Annotated in this window: 13 protein-coding genes and 1 pseudogene; 9 read left to right on the forward strand and 5 right to left on the reverse strand. The window is 55.4% G+C overall.

All coding sequences use genetic code 11. The annotated features are described in order from the left end of the window. The first annotated feature begins 89 nt into the window (after nt 1-89). The 3 genes from H3L92_RS04030 (at nt 90) to H3L92_RS04040 (ending at nt 5,481) form a co-directional block, all read left to right on the forward strand. Complete coding sequence (locus H3L92_RS04030; RefSeq protein WP_085365539.1) at nt 90-2,363, forward strand: TonB-dependent receptor; 2,274 nt, start codon at nt 90-92, stop codon at nt 2,361-2,363. 279 nt (nt 2,364-2,642) lie between these two features. Then, the gene (locus H3L92_RS04035; RefSeq protein ID WP_085365540.1) at nt 2,643-4,511 is read left to right on the forward strand and encodes a monovalent cation:proton antiporter-2 (CPA2) family protein; all 1,869 of its coding nucleotides are present in this window, start codon (nt 2,643-2,645) and stop codon (nt 4,509-4,511) included. Nucleotides 4,512-4,581: 70 nt separating this feature from the next. Further along, nucleotides 4,582-5,481, forward strand: coding sequence for a pirin family protein (locus H3L92_RS04040; protein ID WP_085365541.1), 900 nt, complete (start codon nt 4,582-4,584; stop codon nt 5,479-5,481). Nucleotides 5,482-5,962: 481 nt separating this feature from the next. Here H3L92_RS04040 and gap read toward each other — a convergent pair whose 3' ends face one another. Then, nucleotides 5,963-6,991 carry a type I glyceraldehyde-3-phosphate dehydrogenase gene (gene gap, locus H3L92_RS04045; protein WP_085365542.1) on the reverse strand — a complete coding sequence of 343 codons (1,029 nt, stop codon included), beginning with the start codon at nt 6,989-6,991 and terminating at the stop codon, nt 5,963-5,965. Between the two features lie 439 nt (nt 6,992-7,430). Further along, nucleotides 7,431-7,625, reverse strand: a pseudogene (locus H3L92_RS13575) (transposase); the annotation flags it as partial. Nucleotides 7,626-7,841: 216 nt separating this feature from the next. Between H3L92_RS13575 and H3L92_RS04055 the strand changes: the two are divergent. Further along, the gene (locus tag H3L92_RS04055) at nt 7,842-9,470 is read left to right on the forward strand and encodes an ABC-F family ATPase (protein ID WP_085365543.1); all 1,629 of its coding nucleotides are present in this window, start codon (nt 7,842-7,844) and stop codon (nt 9,468-9,470) included. A gap of 505 nt (nt 9,471-9,975) precedes the next feature. On the opposite strand, the gene secF is transcribed toward H3L92_RS04055, so the two are convergent. The 3 genes from secF to yajC form a co-directional block, all read right to left on the reverse strand. Next, complete coding sequence (secF, locus tag H3L92_RS04060) at nt 9,976-10,911, reverse strand: protein translocase subunit SecF (protein WP_085365544.1); 936 nt, start codon at nt 10,909-10,911, stop codon at nt 9,976-9,978. Nucleotides 10,912-10,916: 5 nt separating this feature from the next. Next, entirely contained in the window at nt 10,917-12,767 is a 1,851-nt protein-coding gene (secD, locus tag H3L92_RS04065) for a protein translocase subunit SecD (RefSeq protein ID WP_085365545.1), read from the reverse strand. A 67-nt stretch (nt 12,768-12,834) separates the two neighbouring features. Next, a complete protein-coding gene (gene yajC / locus H3L92_RS04070) occupies nt 12,835-13,128 on the reverse strand; it encodes a preprotein translocase subunit YajC (RefSeq protein ID WP_085365561.1) in 294 nt (97 codons plus the stop codon). A 178-nt stretch (nt 13,129-13,306) separates the two neighbouring features. Between yajC and H3L92_RS04075 the strand changes: the two genes are divergently transcribed. The 5 genes from H3L92_RS04075 (at nt 13,307) to H3L92_RS04095 (ending at nt 18,873) form a co-directional block, all read left to right on the forward strand. Further along, the gene (locus tag H3L92_RS04075) at nt 13,307-14,371 is read left to right on the forward strand and encodes a histone deacetylase family protein (protein WP_085365546.1); all 1,065 of its coding nucleotides are present in this window, start codon (nt 13,307-13,309) and stop codon (nt 14,369-14,371) included. A gap of 317 nt (nt 14,372-14,688) precedes the next feature. After that, nucleotides 14,689-15,237, forward strand: coding sequence for a carboxymuconolactone decarboxylase family protein (locus H3L92_RS04080; RefSeq protein ID WP_085365547.1), 549 nt, complete (start codon nt 14,689-14,691; stop codon nt 15,235-15,237). Nucleotides 15,238-15,553: 316 nt separating this feature from the next. Next, nucleotides 15,554-16,657 carry an acyl-CoA dehydrogenase family protein gene (locus H3L92_RS04085; RefSeq protein ID WP_085365548.1) on the forward strand — a complete coding sequence of 368 codons (1,104 nt, stop codon included), beginning with the start codon at nt 15,554-15,556 and terminating at the stop codon, nt 16,655-16,657. Nucleotides 16,658-16,797: 140 nt separating this feature from the next. Further along, entirely contained in the window at nt 16,798-17,637 is an 840-nt protein-coding gene (locus H3L92_RS04090) for an ABC transporter ATP-binding protein (protein ID WP_169710485.1), read from the forward strand. Nucleotides 17,638-17,706: 69 nt separating this feature from the next. After that, on the forward strand, nt 17,707-18,873 hold the full coding sequence (locus tag H3L92_RS04095) for an ABC transporter substrate-binding protein (RefSeq protein ID WP_085365549.1): 1,167 nt from the start codon (nt 17,707-17,709) through the stop codon (nt 18,871-18,873). Nucleotides 18,874-18,905 lie beyond the last annotated feature (32 nt).

Genomic DNA, 18,905 nt, shown 5'->3' on the forward strand with positions numbered 1-18,905 from the left:
TATAATACGCCGAAATGATGCAAGTGAAGATAATTCTCAAAATTGATTTATCTATTGTTTAATTTTATCTAACCTAACAGAGTATGCGCATGAAAAAACAAACACATAAAATCGCCTTGCTGCCTTTGCTGGTTTTGCAGGCATGGGCTTATGCCGATACAACCGCTGCGACCGCTGCGCCGGCGGCAGCCGAAAATGCCGAAATCGAAACCGTGGTGGTAAAGGGCAGGGCGGCGAAATCTTATTCCATCGCCAGCGACGGCGACCTGCGCGACCGCGTGAACTTGGGCCTGCTCGGCAAAGCCAACGCTTTTACCGCGCCGATTACCGTGGTGAACTACGATGAAAAAGCCCTCAACAACACCGAAGCGCGCACTTTGGTGGATGCCGTCGCCAAAAACGATGCTTCCACATGGCAGTTCGGCGGCGAGAGCAACACGCTCACCGGCCTGTATTTCCGCGGCTATCAGTTAGACGCGCGCCAATTCAGCGTAAACGGCCTGGCCGGTATGTACGGCACGCAGGGCACGTCCAGCGTGCAGGTGGCTTCGGCGCAGCTGATTAAAGGCGCGTCCACCGCCGTAAACGGCATGGACCCCGAAGGCGCGGTATCCGGCGCGGTAAATATCGAAACCAAAAAAGCCGCCGACGAAGGCAACCGCAAAATCGGTTTGGGCTGGTTCAGCGACAGCCGCGCACAAGGCACATTCGATTTGGGCCAACGTTTCGGCAGCGACAAGCAGTTCGGCGTGCGCGCGAACGGCAAGCTGCGCCACGGCGACACCCCGCGCGACGGCTTTAGCGAAGACAACAAAGAATTCGCGCTCAATGCCGATTACCGTGGCGAAAAACTGCGCGTGGCGTTCGATTCCATTTATTCCAAACGCAAAGTTAACGGCGGCCGCGCCCGTATTCAAGATATCCAAAACGCCAACGGCCGCCTGTTTGACGCGCCCGACGGCAAAACCAATCTGTTACCAAGCTGGAACTGGCAGAATACCGTCGGCCAAACCAATATGCTGACGTTTGAATATGACCTTGACGCACCGGTGCAAATCACCGGCGGCATCGGTTACAACAAAGCGCGTTATTACGGCACACTGATTTCGCCGACCGCCTGCGCAAGCGCGACGGCAACAAGTGCGCAGAGCGGAAACAATTGCGACGGTACGCAATACACCACCGGCCGCGCCCGCATGACCGACCAATATTTCCGCACCCTGAGCATGAATCTGGCAGCGCGCGGCGAATTTGAAACCGGGCCGGTAAGCCACAACTGGAGTGCGGCATTCGACCGCATCATCCGCAACCGCACCACGCTGCAAAGCGCGCAAAGTGCAGCCAGCAGCAGCCGCGTGATTACGCCTTACGGCGCAACCAGTATTGAAGAGCAGTTGGCGGCATACAGCCCCACTATCCCGACAGCGATGAGCACCAGCTTGGATACCGGCACCAAGGTTAACAGCTTTGCTTTATCCGACACCTTGGGCTTTGCCGGCAACAAATACCGCCTGACTTTGGGCGGCCGCTATCAAATGGTTGACCAAGAAGACAAAATAGAAGGGCGAAGTGTTGATGCCGCACGCTTCAGCCCCATGGCCATGGCCGCTTGGGTGCCTTCGCCTGATTTAGTGGTTTACGGCAACTATATGGAAGATTTGGAGCCTTCCGAACTACGCATAGATGATGACGGCAACGCAACCATGGCCGACCCGCGCGTCAGCCGCCAGTTTGAAATCGGCGTGCGCAAAAACTGGGGCGATTTCGTTACCACGCTGAATGCTTTCCAAATCACCCGCCCGGGTTATTGGCGCGGCACCACCACCACCGGCACCGATTTTGCCGCCTTGAGTGCCGCAGGTTTGGCTTACAGCGGCAAAGAGCAGGGTAAAGAGCGCAACCGCGGTATCGAGTTCAACGCTTATGCCAATCTGTTAAACCAAACTTTGCGCCCGAGCTTCGGCATTATGTATCTGCAATCGCGTGTGAAAGATTATCCGAATGCTGCCGACAATCTGGTGAGCGGCGTGCAGGTGGCTAATCCGCGCGTAATCGCCAAAGCAGGCATCGAATGGGATACGCCGTTTGTTAAGGGCTTGACTTTGAGCAGCAATGTCCAATATTTCGGCAAATCCTACCAGCGCACCGATAAGGCTTACGCGTTCCCGTCGTACACGCTGGTGGACGTGGGCGCACGCTACAAAACCAAACTGGGCGGCAAAAACGCTTTAACGGTTAGCGGTGCGGTGGAAAACCTGTTCAACAAAAACTACTGGCAGGTTCAGCGCGGCCAATACGACCGCAGCTTCGCCGTGCTGGGTATGCCGCGCACCTATTGGCTGAAAGCCGAGCTGGAGTTTTAATTTAACCGGCATTAACCGACAGGCCGTCTGAAATCTTTTCAGACGGCCTGTAACTTTTGCAAAGCTATCTTAAAGGCCGTCTGAAACGCATATAGTGAATTAACTTAATAATCAGGATACACGTCATGCTCGGGTCAAGCCCGAGCATGACGGCAGTTTGGATATTTCAGACGGCCTGAGGTTTTGCAAAAGCTTCGGCCGATTCGTGCCAAAGTCGGGTAAAATGCAGCTTTTTTATTCCAACAATCTCAACAATCTCTTTATTTTCCGGACTATTTTATGGCAGCAGAAGGTGCGGGCGAACTGGTTAAAATGGTTGCCCTGCTCGGCTCGGCGGTGGTGGCCGTGCCTTTGTTCAAACGCTTGGGGCTGGGTTCGGTACTCGGTTATCTGGCGGCGGGTTTGGTTATCGGCCCGTTCGGCCTGAAACTGTTCGACGACCCGCAGGCGATTATCCATATTGCCGAATTGGGCGTGGTGATGTTTCTGTTTATTATCGGCCTCGAAATGAACCCCTCGCATCTGTGGGCCTTGCGCCGCCAGATTTTCGGTTTGGGCAGTTTGCAGGTGGTGTTGGCCGCCTTTATGCTCACGCTGGTGGGCATTTTCGGTTTCGATGCACCCTGGCAGGTGGCGTTCGTTTGCGCTTCGGGTTTCGTGCTCACTTCTACGGCGATTGTGATGCAGGTATTGGGCGAGCGCAACGAGCTGGCCAGCCGCGGCGGGCAGCGCATGGTGTCGATTCTGCTGTTTGAAGATTTGCTGATTGTGCCGCTGCTGGCGATTGTGTCTTTCCTTGCGCCGCATGATCCGGCGCAGGCCGCCGAAACCGGCTCGGTGTGGCTGAAGCTGGGCACAGCGGCATTATCGGTGGCGGTGCTGGTGGCGGCCGGTTTGTGGTTGCTGAACCCGCTGTTCCGCGTGTTGGCCAAATCCAAGGCGCGCGAAGTGATGACGGCGGCGGCGCTGCTGGTGGTGCTGGGCGCGGCCTTGCTGATGGAAGAAGGCGGCCTGTCGATGGCGATGGGGGCGTTTGTGGCCGGCGTGCTGCTGTCGGAATCCAGTTTCCGCCACCAGCTCGAGGCAGACATCGAACCTTTCCGCGGCCTGCTGCTCGGTCTGTTTTTCCTCGGCGTGGGCATGGCGCTGGATTTAAATGTGGTGGCGCAAAACTGGCAGATTATCGTGTCGGGCGTGCTGGCTCTGATGGCGGCCAAGGCGGCGGTGATTTACTTTGTGGCGCGGGCGGCGAAAAGCAGCCGTGCCGAAGCGGCGGAGCGTGCGGTGATGATGGCGCAGGGCGGCGAATTTGCCTTTGTGCTGTTTTCGGCGGCGTTTTCGCAGAAAGTGATTGATGCCACCGTGAATGCCAATATGACGGCGATTGTGGTGCTGTCGATGGCGCTGACGCCGCTGTTTCTGATTCTGCACGGCAAATACCTCGCCCCGCGCCTGAAGCAGCAAGGTGCGGAACGCGAAAACGATGAAATTCACGAGCAAAAAGCGGTGATTGTGGTCGGCATGGGGCGTTTCGGCCAAATCACCAGCGATATTTTGAATATGTGCGGCTACCCGCTGACCATTATCGACAAAGACCCGGTAATGGTGGACGGCATGAACAAATACGGTGTCAAAACCTATTTCGGCGATGCTTCGCGGCCGGAGCTGCTGTATACCGCCGGCATCGAAAAGGCGCAATTGCTGGTGGTGGCGATAGACGATAAAGAACAGGCGCTGCATATTGTCGAATTCGCCCGCAAGGTCAATCCCGGCCTCAAAATCATCGCCCGCGCTTATGACCGTATCCACACCTTCAAGCTCCATCGTGCCGGCGTGGATGTTGCCGTGCGCGAAACCTTCGATTCCGCCGTGCGCACCGGCCGCACCGCGCTCGAAGTGTTGGGCATGGAAAAAGGCAAGGCCGACGAAATCAGCCGCTTTTATTTCCACCGCGACCGCGCCCATTTGGCGAGAACGGCAGCGATATATGATCCGGCAAAAGCCATCTTCCAAAACGAGGATATGCTCAGGGTATCGAAGCGGGAAGACGCCGAAACCGCCGCCATGATTCAGGCGCTGATGCGCGGCGAAGTGGTGGAATGGCCCGACGAGATGACGGACAGCGACAAAATCTCGTCATTGAAATAAACGTTGAAATAAAGGTCTCGGGCAATACGCGCATGGCCTGACGCCATCGGAAAATATGAAAGGAATATTGATGAACATCGAAAAATTCACCGCCGCAACCAAAGACGTGGGCGGTATCCCTGTCGCCCGCCTGCTGCCGCAGGGCAGCCGCCGCACCATCGGTGCATGGTGCTTTCTCGACCACGCAGGCCCCGCCGAATTCGCGGCAGATTCAGACGGCCTTCAGGTCGGCTCCCACCCCCACACCAATCTGCAAACCTTCACTTGGATGCTGGCAGGCGAAGTGTGGCATCAGGACAGCCTGGGTTTCCGCCAACTGATCCGCCCCAAGCAGGTCAACCTGATGACCGCCGGCACCGGCAGCGCGCGCGGCATCGCCCATACCGAACAAACGCCCGACGGCATCAAGGAATTACACGCCGTGCAATTGTGGATTGCGCTGCCGATGAACCAAGAAATCGAACCCGGTTTCCAACATTATCCCGAGCTGCCCGAATGGCAGGAAAACGGCGTGCACCATGTGCTCACCACCGGCAGCTTCGGCGGCCATACCGCGCCCACTGCCCAACACAGCCCGCTGGTGGGCGTGGATATGCAGTTCGACCAATCCGCACGCATCAGCATTCCCGCACAAGCCGGTTGGGAATACGGCGTGTTGGTGATTGCCGGCAGCATCAGCGTGGGCGGGCAGACCTTTGCTGCTGACGAGCTGGCCTTTATCGAAGCCGGCGGTGCTGAATCGTTTACGCTCGAAGGCGAAGCCGGCAGCCACATCATGCTCTTGGGCGGCGAGCCGCTGCCGCACCCCACCGTGATTTGGTGGAATTTCGTTGCCGACAGCCGCGAAGCCCTGCAACAGGCCGTGGCCGACTGGAACGGCGGCAGCAGCCGTTTCGGTGCGGAAATCGATTTGGGCGGCACCAAGCTGAAACGTTTGGTTGCACCGGAAGTGCCGCAAGGTTTGCGTTAAACAAAGCGGACGGAATTTTTGCAAGCCGTTCAGGCCGTCTGAAATATCCGACTGTCGTCATGCTCAGGCTTGACCCAAACATCTGTTATTCCCTTTAAAACAACAAGATGCCCGGGTCAAGCCTGAGCATGACGCAGAGGTTTTAAGATGCCGAAATAGCTTGAGACCTTTGCAAAAATACCTTAAGGCCGTCTGAAATGCTTAAATCCCGTCATTCCCGCGTAGGCGGGAATCCAGATGGAAATATTGAAGTATTGATTAAACAAATACTTGGATGCCAAGTGTCTGGATTCCCGCCTACGCGGGAATGACGGAATTCAGGTTTTTTCAGATAGTAATTTGAATTTTGCAAAGGTCTCAGCTTGTAAAGGTTTTTGGCCGTCTGAAAAAAACATTGCGGATGTTCAAAGGCCTCAACCTTCAAATAAAAAAACCTTGCGGAAATACCGCAAGGTTTTTTTATAGTGGCTGAGAAATGCGTTCACTCGAAAGGGGTTACTTCCAAACCGAACATCGCGCGGGCGGTGTTGAGCATCTGGCAGCTGAAGCCCCATTCGTTGTCATACCACGAGAACACTTTCACCATATTGCCCGCCGTTACTTTGGTGAGCGTGCTGTCGAAATTGCTGGCTTGGGTGGTGTGGTTGAAATCCATAGAAACCAGCGGCAGGGTGTTGTAACCGAGCACGCCTTTCATCGCGCCTTCGGAGGCGGCTTTCACGATGCTGTTGATTTCCGCCACGCTGGTGTCGCGGCCCGCTTCGAAACTCAAATCAACCAAAGAAACGTTTACCGTGGGCACGCGGATGGCCAGGCCGTCCAAACGGCCTTTCAATTCGGGCAGCACCAAGCCCACCGCTTTGGCCGCGCCGGTTTTGGTGGGAATCATGTTTTCCACGCCGCTACGGGCGCGGCGCAGGTCTTTGTGGCGCACGTCGGTAACGGTTTGGTCGTTGGTGAGGGCGTGGATGGTGGTCATCAGGCCTTTGTTGATGCCGATGCCTTCGTGCAGGGCTTTGGCAACGGGAGCCAGGCAGTTGGTGGTGCACGATGCGTTGGAAACCACGGTCATTTCGGGCGTGAGCACATCATGGTTTACGCCGTAAACCACGGTGGCGTCAACGTCTTCGTCGGCAGGTGCCGAAATCAGCACTTTTTTGGCACCCGATTCGAGATGGACTTTGGCGGCGGCTTTGCTGGTAAACGCGCCGGTGCATTCCATCACCAAATCCACACCCAAGAGTTCCCACGGCAGTTCGGCGGGGTTGCGGGTGGAAAAGAATGGGATTTTGCGGCCGTTGATAATCAGGTGGTTTTCATCGTAGGAAACATCGGCGGCAAAGCGGCCGTGAACGGTGTCGAACTTGGTGAGATGGGCATTGGTTTCGAGGCTGCCGCTGGCGTTTACCGCCACGACTTCGAGTTGTTTTTCCAGTTTGTAATCATAGATTGCGCGCAATACTTGTCGTCCGATGCGGCCGTAGCCGTTGATGGCAATCTTAATGCCCATTTTTTAGTCCTTTTGTGAATAGCGGTGTTGGAAAATATGCAGGCCGTCTGAAACGCTGCTGCGGAAAACGCGGATTATACCGCGTTGTAGTGCGGTGTAGTCAAGGTAAAGTTACAGATCATTACAAGAAATAAAATGGGCTTCCTGAGAGTTAGATAGAACAGCTTAACTTACATTAGAAATCAATTAAAAATCGTTTGTTTTATTTCTGAAATGATGGGAGATTAGTTTTAACTTCAATACATCTAGATAGTGTAGTCACAGTATTTTCAACCACATCGCAATAATTCGGATTTCTATTGCCGCAACAAATGAAGCCAATCTCTTCGCGTAACTCATGGTAATACTCCGCCAACGCTTAAAATCCAAAAAGTGGTTTTCTACCAAGCAGGTGGTAACATACAGATAGCGGACAAAAAACAGCTACTCCTTTGAGCGCTAGTTTCGTCCAAATGCCTTTGTTGCGCCAACGGATGAAGCAGCACTGAGTGTTACTCCAGCCGCCGTAATTGGGCGGCAGGTCACGCGAGGGTACGCCGGTATGCAGTATTCAGAAAACGGCATTGATGAATTGCTTGTTATCTCTTGCCTGATCGCCCCGGCTGTCTTTGCACCCGGGTAAATGGGCTTCGATAAGGCACCATTAATGGTCTGATGTTGGTGGGTAGGTACTTGTTTAGGGTGATGAGGGCAGGATAGTCTCATGTTGTGCGGATTGTGACTACGCTATCTAATCTCGACAGTACAAATGTTTTAATTATCTACAATTTGAAAATACAGGGCAAGTAATAGTTTTGTGAACGTCTCGTGTTATAATTCTACATTTCATTTGCAATAAGGTTTACATCAAATGATTTCTACCAACGGCATTACCATGCAGTTCGGCGCCAAGCCGCTGTTTGAAAACGTGTCTGTGAAGTTCGGCGAAGGCAACCGCTACGGCCTGATCGGTGCCAACGGTTCGGGCAAATCTACTTTTATGAAAATCCTCGGCGGCGACTTGGAGCCGACCAGCGGCGAAGTGGCCATCGAAAACGGCGTGCGTTTGGGCAAGCTGCGCCAAGACCAATTCGCCTACGAAGATATGCGCGTGCTCGATGTGGTGATGATGGGGCACACCGAAATGTGGGCGGCGATGACCGAACGCGATGCGATTTACGCCAACCTCGAGGCCACCGAAGACGACTACATGAAAGCGGCCGAGCTGGAAGCCAAGTTCGCCGAATACGACGGCTACACCGCCGAAGCACGTGCCGCCGAGCTGTTGAGCGGCGTGGGCATCGAAGAGGCGCTGCACAACGCCCAAATGAGCGAAGTCGCTCCCGGTTTCAAACTGCGCGTGCTGCTGGCGCAGGCGCTGTTTTCCAAACCCGACGTTTTGCTCTTGGACGAGCCGACCAACAACCTCGACATCAACACCATCCGCTGGCTCGAAGGCGTGCTCAACGAATACGATTCGACCATGATCATCATCTCGCACGACCGCCACTTTTTAAACGAAGTGTGCACCCATATGGCCGACGTTGACTACAACAGCATCACCATCTACCCGGGCAATTACGACGACTATATGCTGGCTTCGGCCCAATCGCGCGAGCGCGCCATGCGCGACAACGCCAAGGCCAAAGAGAAACTGCAAGAGCTGCAAGAATTCGTGGCGCGCTTCTCGGCCAACAAATCCAAAGCCCGCCAGGCCACCAGCCGTCTGAAACAGGCCGACAAAATCAAAGCCGAAATGGTGGAAGTGAAGCCCTCCACCCGCCAAAACCCGTATATCCGCTTTGAAACCGACGAAAAATCCAAGCTGCACCGCCAAGCCGTGGAAGTGGAAGGTTTGACCAAACGTTTTGAAAACCCGTTGTTCAAAAACCTCAATTTCATTCTCGAAGCCGGCGAGCGTCTGGCGGTTATCGGTCCCAACGGCGCGGGTAAGTCCACCTTGCTGAAACTGTTGGCCGGCGCGTTCGACAGCCAATATTCAGACGGCCTCACCGCCGATGCGGGCAGCATCAAATGGGCGGAAAAAGCCAATGTAGGCTATTACCCGCAAGACCACGAAAACGATTTCGACGTGGACATGAACCTGACCGAATGGATGCGCCAATGGGGCCAGGAAGGCGACGACGAACAGGTTATCCGCGGCACGCTCGGCCGTTTGCTGTTCGGCAGCAACGATGTGGTGAAACAGGTGCAGGTGCTTTCGGGCGGCGAAAAAGGCCGCATGCTCTACGGCAAGCTGATTCTGCTGAAACCCAACGTGCTGATTATGGACGAGCCGACCAACCACATGGACATGGAAAGCATCGAATCGCTGAACATGGCGCTGGAAAAATACAAAGGCACGCTGATTTTCGTGTCGCACGACCGCCAGTTTGTATCCTCGCTCGCCACCCAGATTATCGAGCTGGACGGCAAAGGCGGCTACGAACATTATCTGGGCGACTACGAAAGCTATCTGGAGAAAAAAGGCTTGGTGTAACGCCTGTGCCGAATGCCCGTGCCGGTCTTTTAAACGCTTGCGCTATGCTTCGGCCAAGCCCGGCTGCGGTATGAGTGTTTGGAAAAATGATGCGGATTGAGGCCTTTGCAAAATTCATTTAGGCCGTCTGAAACATCCGATTATCGTCATTCCCGCGTAGGCGGGAATCTAGGTGCCGGGCATTCAAACATTTGTTTAATTGATGCTTTAATATTTCCATCTGGATTTCCGCCTACGCAGGAATGACGGGATTTAAGCATTTCAAACGGCCTGAAACCTTTGCAAAATACGTTTTAATCCTGAATTTATTTATGTTTCGTCATACCCGGGCCTGACCCGGGTATCTGTTATTTTTTTGAAAAAAAAGATGCCCGGGTCAAGCCCGAGCATGACGCAGAGGTTTTAAGATGCCGAAAGGAATTTTGCAAAGGTCTCGGTTGTAGAAAGAATAAAAGGCCGTCTGAAATATTTTCAGACGGCCTTTGTGGTTTACACTGGAAAACCGTTAAACCACGGCTTCTTCTTTCTGCTTCTGCGGTTTGGCCAGATTTTCGCGGCTCAAGCCGAACATCAGCAGCAGCGGGCTGGCCACCAGCACTGAAGAGTAGATACCGAACACGATGCCGATGGTTAAGGCCATGGCAAAGCCGTGCAATGCGGCGCCGCCGAAAATCAGCATCGAAAGCACCATCGCCTCGGTGGAGCCGTGGGTGATGATGGTGCGGCTCATGGTGGCGGTGATGGCATTGTCGATAATCTGCGGCACGGTTTTATTGCGCATCTGCGGTTTGCGGAAGTTTTCGCGGATACGGTCGAACACCACCACCGATTCGTTTACCGAGTAGCCCAACACCGCAAGGATACCCGCCAGCACGGTTAGCGAGAATTCCCATTGGAAGAAGGCGAAGCAGCCGAGAATAATGACCACGTCGTGCATATTGGCGATAATCGCCGACACGGCAAAACGCCACTCGAAGCGCATGGAAAGATAGATGATGATGCCGACAACCACCATGCCCAATGCCAGCAGGCCGTTGGTTACCAATTCGTCGCCCACCTGCGGGCCGATAAATTCGACTTGGCGCAAGGTAACGTCGGGGCTGTCCTGTTTGAGCAGGTTCATCACGTTGTTAGACAACTGGGCCGAAGGCACGCCTTCTTTGTTGGGCAGGCGGATCATAATATGCCGGTTGGTGCCCAATGCCTGCACCTGAACGTCGCCCAGCTTGAGCGTGTCGAGCCGTTCGCGCATCTTGTTAACGTCGGCACCTTGCTGGTATTGCACTTCCATCACCGTGCCGCCGGTAAACTCAACCGAGAAGTTCAAACCTTTGGTAACCAGAAAGAATACGGCCGCGATAAAGGTTACCAGCGAAATAAACGTGGTGAGCTTGCCGTAGCTCATAAACGGGATGTCGCGTTTGATTTTGAATAATTCCATATTGCTTACTCCTTACCGGCCGTTTCGGTTTCGGGTTTCCACACCGAGCCGATAGAAATGCTTTGCAGTTTGCGGCGGCGGCCGTACCACAGGTTAACCAGCGCGCGCGATACCACCACCGACGAATACATCGAGGTGAGAATGCCCAGACAGTGCACCACGGCGAAGCCGCGCACGGGGCCGGAACCGAAAATCAGCAGGGCGATACCGGCAATCAGCGAAGTGATATTGGAATCGACAATGGTTGCCCAAGCGTGCTGATAGCCGAGGTTGATTGCCTGCTGCGGCGGCACGCCCGCACGCAACTCTTCGCGGATACGCTCGTTAATCAACACGTTAGAGTCGATCGCCATACCCAGCGTTAAAGCCAGTGCGGCGATACCGGGCAGCGTCAAGGTGGCTTGCAGCGCCGACAGAATCGCAATCAGAAAGAGAATGTTGGTGGTGAGCGCGATGGTGGAAAACACGCCCATCAGGCGGTAATACACCACCATAAAGGCGGCCACCACGGCAAAGCCCCACAATGTTGAATTAAAGCCTTTGGAGATATTTTCTTTACCCAAAGAAGGGCCGATGGTGCGCTCTTCCACGATTTCCATCGGCGCGGCCAGCGAGCCGGCGCGCAGCAGCAGCGAAGTGTCGTTGGCTTCGGCGGTACTCATGCTGCCGGAAATCTGTACGCGGCCGCCGGTGATGGCGGAGCGGATAACGGGGGCGGTAACCACTTCGGCTTTACCTTGGTCGATTAACACCATCGCCATGCGTTTGCCCACGTTTTGAGCGGTGAGGTCGGCAAAAATATTGCCGCCGGTGCTGTCGAGGTTAATGTTGACGGCGGGCGCGCCCATTTCGTCGAAACCGGGTTGGGCATCGTTGATGTTGTCGCCGGTCAGCTCAACCTGTTTGTTTACCAACGTGGGCTGCGGTTGCTCGCCTGCGCTGTAAAGCAATTCGTAACCCGCCGGCACGTTGCCCGCCAAGGCCGCCTGAACTTGGGCGGGATCGTCGGAAACCATGCGTACTTCCAAGGTGGCGGTGCGGCCGATAATGTCTTTGGCTTTGGCGGTGTCCTGCACGCCGGGCAGCTGCACCACGATGCGTTCCGCACCCGACTGCTGAATCACCGGCTCGGCCACGCCCAATTCGTTAACGCGGTTGTGCAGGGTGGTAATGTTTTGCCTGAGCGCGTCGGTGCGCACTTTGTTGAGCACTTCCTGCGAAAGCGACAACACTAAGTTGTTGCCCTGCGGGGTCAGCGTGGCTTCGGGGAAATAATTGCGCAGCTGCGGCAGCGCCTTCTGTAAATCAGCGCTGTCTTGAAACGGCACAATCAGGCTGTTTTCGGTTTGGCGCACGGTGCCGATGCGGATTTTCTGGCGGCGCAGTTCGCGGCGGATGTCGCCCGAATAACGCTCGAAAGTTTTCTGCATGGCGGCTTTCATGTCCACCTGCATGGTAAAGTGTACGCCGCCGCGCAAATCCAAACCCAAAAACATCGGGTTGGCTTTGATTTTGGCCATCCATTCGGGGCTGTCGGCCAAGAGGTTGAGCGCGGTAATGTAGCCTTCGCCCATGGTGTTTTCGATTACGTCGCGGGCTTTGAGCTGGGTTTCGGTGTCTTTGAAGCGCACTTTCAGCGAATTGTCGGCCACAAACATGCCGTCGGTTTGAATGTTGGCGGCCTTGAGGGCGGCGGCCACGCGCGCTTCGGTTTGGTCGTTGATGATGATGGATTGTCGGTTGGTGGATACCTGCACCGCCGGGGTTTCGCCGAACAGGTTGGGCAGGGTGTAGATGATGCCCAAAATGATCGTGGCGGCAATCAGCAGGTATTTCCAAAGCGGATAACGGTTCATGTTAAACCTTTATTTTATAAATACAAACAGCCGCAGCACGAAGGCGGCGGCTTTTAAGGCGGCGGGCTTACTCGACTTTGCTGGCGATGGCGTTGCGTTCCACTTCAACTTCCACGCCGCGCGCGATTTCCACGGTGAAAAACTGCTCGCCCACTTTGTTGACCGTGCCTTTGAAGCCCGAAGCCAAAATCACTTTGTCGCCGCGTTTCAACTCGGCAATCATCGCTTGGTGGGCTTTGAATTTCTTTTGCTGCGGGCGCATAATCAGAAAGTAGAACACCACCAGAATCAGCACCAGCGGGGCGAACTGCATCAGCATATTGGGTTGGGCGGCATCGGCGGCATAAGCAAAATCAATCATGTTGTCCATTCCTTAAATTGTTGGCGGGCGGCAAACCGTTTGGATTGCCGTCGGAAATAGGCTATTCTAAAGGGCAGGGCGGATTTTTCCAAGAAGTTTCCGTATGGATTAACCATAAATTGCTCAAAAGGCCGTCTGAAAAACTACGCTGCGGCATTGAATAACGGGAAACACGGCAATGAATATCGTCAAACACATACGCACCAAGTTGCGCCGCCTGTTCGGCCGCAAGGCCAAAACGGCATGGATCAGCCATCCGCTGTTTCTGCTGCACGAGCCGGGCACGAGCCATCCCGAATCGCCGCAGCGTATAGCGGCCATCGAGGCGGAGCTTGAGAAACAGGGTATTTTAAGCGCGATGCAGGCCGTGCAGGCGCCAGAGGTGGCCGACAAACAGTTGGCTTTGGTTCACCCGCGCAAGTATCTGCGCTTTTTAGAATCGGTGCAGCCGCCGGCCGGAAAAATCTACCGCCTCGACGATGATACGGTGATGAGCCACGAATCGCTGCACGCCGCACGTTATGCGGCCGGCTCGGTGGTGAAGGCCGTGGAGATGGTGATGAAAGGGGAGGCGTTTAACGCTTTCTGCGCCGCGCGCCCGCCCGGCCATCACGCCCAAACCGACAAAGCCGGCGGTTTCTGCCTGATTAATAACACAGCGGTGGGCGCCATGCACGCCATCGCCAATTTCCGCCTGCAACGTATCGCGATTATCGATTTCGATGTGCACCACGGCAACGGCACGGCGGAAATCTTTAAAAACGACTCGCGCATTTTGTTTTTAAACAGCTTCGGCCAGGGGCTATATCCGTTTCCAGAAGCCGGTTGCGAAGCGGCAGCGAACAGCGTGAACATTGCTTTCGCGCCGAACACCGGCAGCCGCGTGTTCCGCACAAGGATTCGAGAACAATGGCTGCCCCGTTTGCAGGCCTTCAAGCCCGAGCTGGTGTTGCTGTCGGCGGGTTTCGATGCCCACAAGCAAGACGAAACGGGTCGTTTGAACCTGCATGAAGCCGATTTCGCCTGGCTGACCCACAAAATCATCCAGTCTGCCGAGAGCGCCAAAGGCCGCGTGGTATCGGTGCTTGAAGGCGGCTACACGCTGGAAAGTCTGGCTGCGTCGGCTGCCGCGCATCTTTATGTTTTGGCGGGGCTGGGTAAACCTGAGTGCGCGGTTAAATACGACCGGCATTTGAAGCGCGGCTCGAAAGAGAAAAAGCAGAAACACGGCGAAACAAAATAAAACGGATGCGGTGTTGCTGCATTTTGGCTTATTTCTGTTGTTTGCCGGCTTGGGCTAAACGTTTTGCCTTCGTTTATTGGCTTTGCCTCGTTAGTATTTTCAGACGGCCAGCCCGGCATACAGGCCGAGGCCTTTGCAAAAATACCTTAAGGCCGTCTGAAGTTACTGTTTGATTTTTAATCATATTTATTGCATTGCCCGGTATTGCATAAATTTATAACTTTTCGTTATATCTAAAGCTTTTCTACTTATTTCCCTTTGCCGTTACTTTCTGTTACCGTGCTGCCCTGATTTTCAATATCAAAAAGGAAAAAATCATGGCACGTTTAACCGTACACACCGTCGAAACCGCTCCCGAAGCCGCCAAACCGCGCGTGGAAGCCGCGCTGAAAAACAACGGCTTTCTGCCGAACTTAATCGGCGTTTTGGCCAATTCGCCCGAGGCGCTGGCGTTTTATCAGGAAGTGGGCAAACTCAACGCCGCCACCAGCCTGAGTGCGGGCGAAGTGGAGGTGGTGCAGATTATCGCCGCCAAAACCAACGAGTGCGGTTTCTGCGTGGCAGGCCACACCAAACTGGCCACTTTGAAAAAACTGCTTTCCGAAAACGCGATTGCTGCCAGCCGCGCGGTTGACCCCGCCGCGTTTGACGATGCCAAACTTTCCGCGCTGGCCGCGTTTACCGTGGCCGTGATGGCCAACAAAGGCGCGGTTTCCGATGCCGAGCTGCAAGCCTTTTTCGATGCAGGCTACAACCAGCAGCAGGCGGTGGAAGTGGTGTTGGGTGTGGCGCTGGCCACTTTGTGCAACTACACCAACAATCTGGCCAAAACCGAAATCAATCCCGAGTTGAAAGATTTCGCTTAAAAAGCAGGCACGATAGGCCGTCTGAAAAGCTTTTCAGACGGCCTCAAGGTAGTTTTGCAAAGTTCCCGGCCTGAAAGCTTTGAAAAATCTATTGTTATAGTCGAACCGTTTGCTAACGGTTTCGTCATACTCGGGCTTGACCCGGGTATCTTGGATTTCAGCGGCATGAGATACCCGGGTCAAGCCCGAGTATGACGTGCATGCTTGTTATCAAGCTGATTGGCTGTAAGTATTTTCAGACGGCCCGGGCGGATAATGCCAAAACCCTGCCCACCGGCTTATCTTATCCCCCATATTTCCTTTTTCGGAGAACCCCATGTCCCGCGAAACCCTGCTGCAAAACATCGCCGACCTCGTGCAAACCGACCTTGTTCCTTTGGTGGAAGATATCGACCGCAAAGGGCTTTACCCCGAAGACTTTCTGCGCAAAGCGGGCGGGCTGGGCGGTTTTGCCTGCGTGGGTAGCGAGGCCGAAGGTGGCAGCGGTTTGGGTTTGGGCGCGCAGATTGCCGTGTTGCGCGAAATCGGCAAGGCTTGCGGCGCCACCGCCTTTTCGGCATGGTGCCAGGCCGCCTGCGCCTGGTATCTGCACCAAACGCCCAATCAGGCGGTAAAACGCTACCTGCCCGACGTGTTAAGCGGCAAGGTGCTGGCGGGAACAGGAATGTCGAACACCGTCAAACACTTGGCGGGCATCGAAGAACACCTGCTTCAGGCGGCGGAAACCGAAGGCGGCTACATTGTAAACGGCATGCTGCCGTGGGTGTCCAATCTCGGCGAAGACCATATCTGGGCGAACACCGCGCAAACCGGCGGCGGCTATGTGATGTTTATCACCGGTGCCGCGCGCGAAGGCGTGTCGCTGATTGCCTGCCCCGAATTCTGCGCGCTGGAAGGCACGCGCACGTTTGCGATTAAGTTCGACAACGTTTTCGTGCCGCATGAAGACGTTTTGGCCGCGCCCGAACAGTTCGCCGACTTTATCAAAACCATCAAAGCGGGCTTTATCCTGCTGCAAATCGGCATCGGTGCGGGCATTATCGACGGCTGCCTGCACGAAATCGCGCTGGCCGACGTGGGCAGCGAAACCAATTATTTCTTAGACCACGGCCGCGACGCGCTGCAAAAGCGCCATCAGGCCCTGCTGGCGAAAACCATGAAACTGGCCGACGAAGCCTACCTCAACCAGGCCAATATGCTCGAAACCCTGCAAACCCGCGCCGATGCTTCGCAACTGTGCCTCGACGCATCGCAATCGGCCGCCCTGCATGCCGGCGCAAAAGGCTATTTGATGTCCAGCCCCGTACAGCGCCGCCTGCGCGAAGCCATGTTCGTTGCCATCGTTACCCCCGCATTGAAACACCTGCGCAAAGAAATCAGCGATTTGGAGTTTATGGGCGGCGACGAATTTTCGATTTGAACCAATCCAAACAGGCCGTCTGAAAACAATCAACCATGTTTTTCAGACGGCCTGGCCGGCAAAACTCCTTTCCTGCAAAGCAGAGATAAAGTCAATTAGTTTGATAAAGCACACACGTCATACTCGGACCAAATCCGAGTATGACCGAACTGCCCCCCGACACCACACAAGGCAAAACCATGACCGCCGCACTTTCCGTTGACAACCTTTCCCTCGGCTACCAAGAACAGGGCCGTCTGAAAACCATTCTGCAAGATTTTTCCCTAACCGTGGCACAGGGCGAGCTGGTGAGCCTGCTCGGCCCCAGCGGCGTGGGCAAATCTTCGCTGCTGCGCGTGCTGGCGGGGCTGAACCGCCCGCTGCAAGGCCGCGTTTCGCTGTTGGGCGAAAACGTAGAAAAACCGCACCCGCGCGTAGGCTTTGTGTTTCAGACGGCCTCTTTGCTGCCGTGGCTGAACGTGCGCGACAATGTCGCTTTTGGCTTGGACTTCAAAAAACAGCCGCATATCGGCAAAGCCGAGCTGAAAAGCCGCGTGGAAGACGCGCTGGCCGAAGTGGGCCTGAGCCATGCGGCCGACCAGTTTCCGGCCGCGCTTTCGGGCGGCATGGCGCAGCGCGTATCCCTTGCCCGCGCGCTGGCGCGCCAGCCGCAGGTGCTGCTGCTCGACGAACCTTTTTCCGCACTTGACGAAGTGATCCGCGCGCAAATGCAGGATTTGCTGCGCGAAATCGTGAGCCGCCACCAAACCGCCGCCGTGATGGTAACGCACGACATCGATGAAGCCCTGCTGGTATCCGACCGCATTGTGCTGATCGGCCAAACCCCCGGCCGCATCCTCGGTACCTGGCAGCCGCAGCACGCTTTCCCGCGCCACGACAAGCTGTGGGAGATGAACGCCATGCGCGGTGAGATTTTGCAGTCGCTGCACCACGCGCAGCAATACAGCATGCAGGCGAAAACGGTGGATTTTGTGATTTAAACGCCGCAAGGCCGTCTGAAAACGCACCAACCCGATCAAACCGCAACCTGCTTTTGTGAAGAACACCCTATGCACACCCGCCGCGATTTTCTCAAACTTTCCGCCTTGTTCGGCGCCGCTGCCGCCCTGCCGCTGCTGCAAGCCTGTTCCAAACGTGCCTCCGCCGACCCCGACGCACCGCTCACCATCGGCTATCTGCCGATTCTCGATGCCACGCCGCTGTTGGTGGCGCACGGCACGGGGCTGTTCCGGCAAAACGGCGTGGAAACCGTGAAGCCCGTTTTGTTCCGCTCTTGGGCAAGCCTGGTGGAAGCGTTTTTAAGCGGGCAGGTCAACCTGATTCATGTGCTCTCGCCGATGAGCGTGTGGATGCGCTACGGCAGCCGCGCCCCCGTGCGCGCGCTGATGTGGAACCACACCTGCGGCTCGGCGCTGACCGTGCGCCCCGATATCCGGAGCGTGCAGGATTTGCAGGGGCAAACGGTGGCGATACCGTTTTGGTATTCGATACACAACGTGATTGTGCAGCAGATGATACGGCAGGCCGGTTTGCAGGTGGTGGAGAAAAACCCGCGCCAAGGGCAGGTGCGGCTGACGGTGATGCCGCCTTCGGATATGGTGCCGGGGCTGGCTTCCAAGCAGATTGCGGGCTTTATCGTGGCCGAGCCGTTTAACGCGCTGGCCGAAGCCAAAGGCGTGGGCAGGGTGCTGCGCTTTTCGGGCGATATTTGGAAAGACCACGCCTGCTGCCTTTCGATGATGCACGACCACGATATCCAAAACCGCCCCGAATGGGTGCAAAAAGTGGTTACTTCGCTGGTGCAGGCCGCCGCATGGGCGAAAAACCACCGCGTCGAAACCGCCAACCTGCTGGCCAAACAGGGTGTGCAGAAATACACCCCGCACGATGCAAATGTGTTGCGCAGCGTGTTACAGCCCGAGCCGGTGGCATGGGGCAGATATGAGCGCGACGGCGCGGTGAGGCATCTTGATTGGCACCAGAAGCGCATCGATTTTCAGCCTTACCCGTTTCAATCGTATAGCGAAATGCTGGTTACGCTGTTGCAGCAAACCCATTTGGCGGGCGTGAACACGTTTTTGCAGGCGTTAAACCCCGCCGAAGCGGCGAAAGAGCTGTTTGACACGCGCTTTGTGGAAGCGGCGCTAAGGCCGTCTGAAATGATGCAGGCGTTCGGCTTGCAGGGTTTGGCCAGAAAAGAAGTGTTTGAGATTTGATGCGGGCAATCAGCAAGCCTTGAGGGTAGGGC

This window comes from Neisseria dentiae (assembly GCF_014055005.1).
GTDB classification, from domain to species: Bacteria; Pseudomonadota; Gammaproteobacteria; order Burkholderiales; family Neisseriaceae; genus Neisseria; species Neisseria dentiae.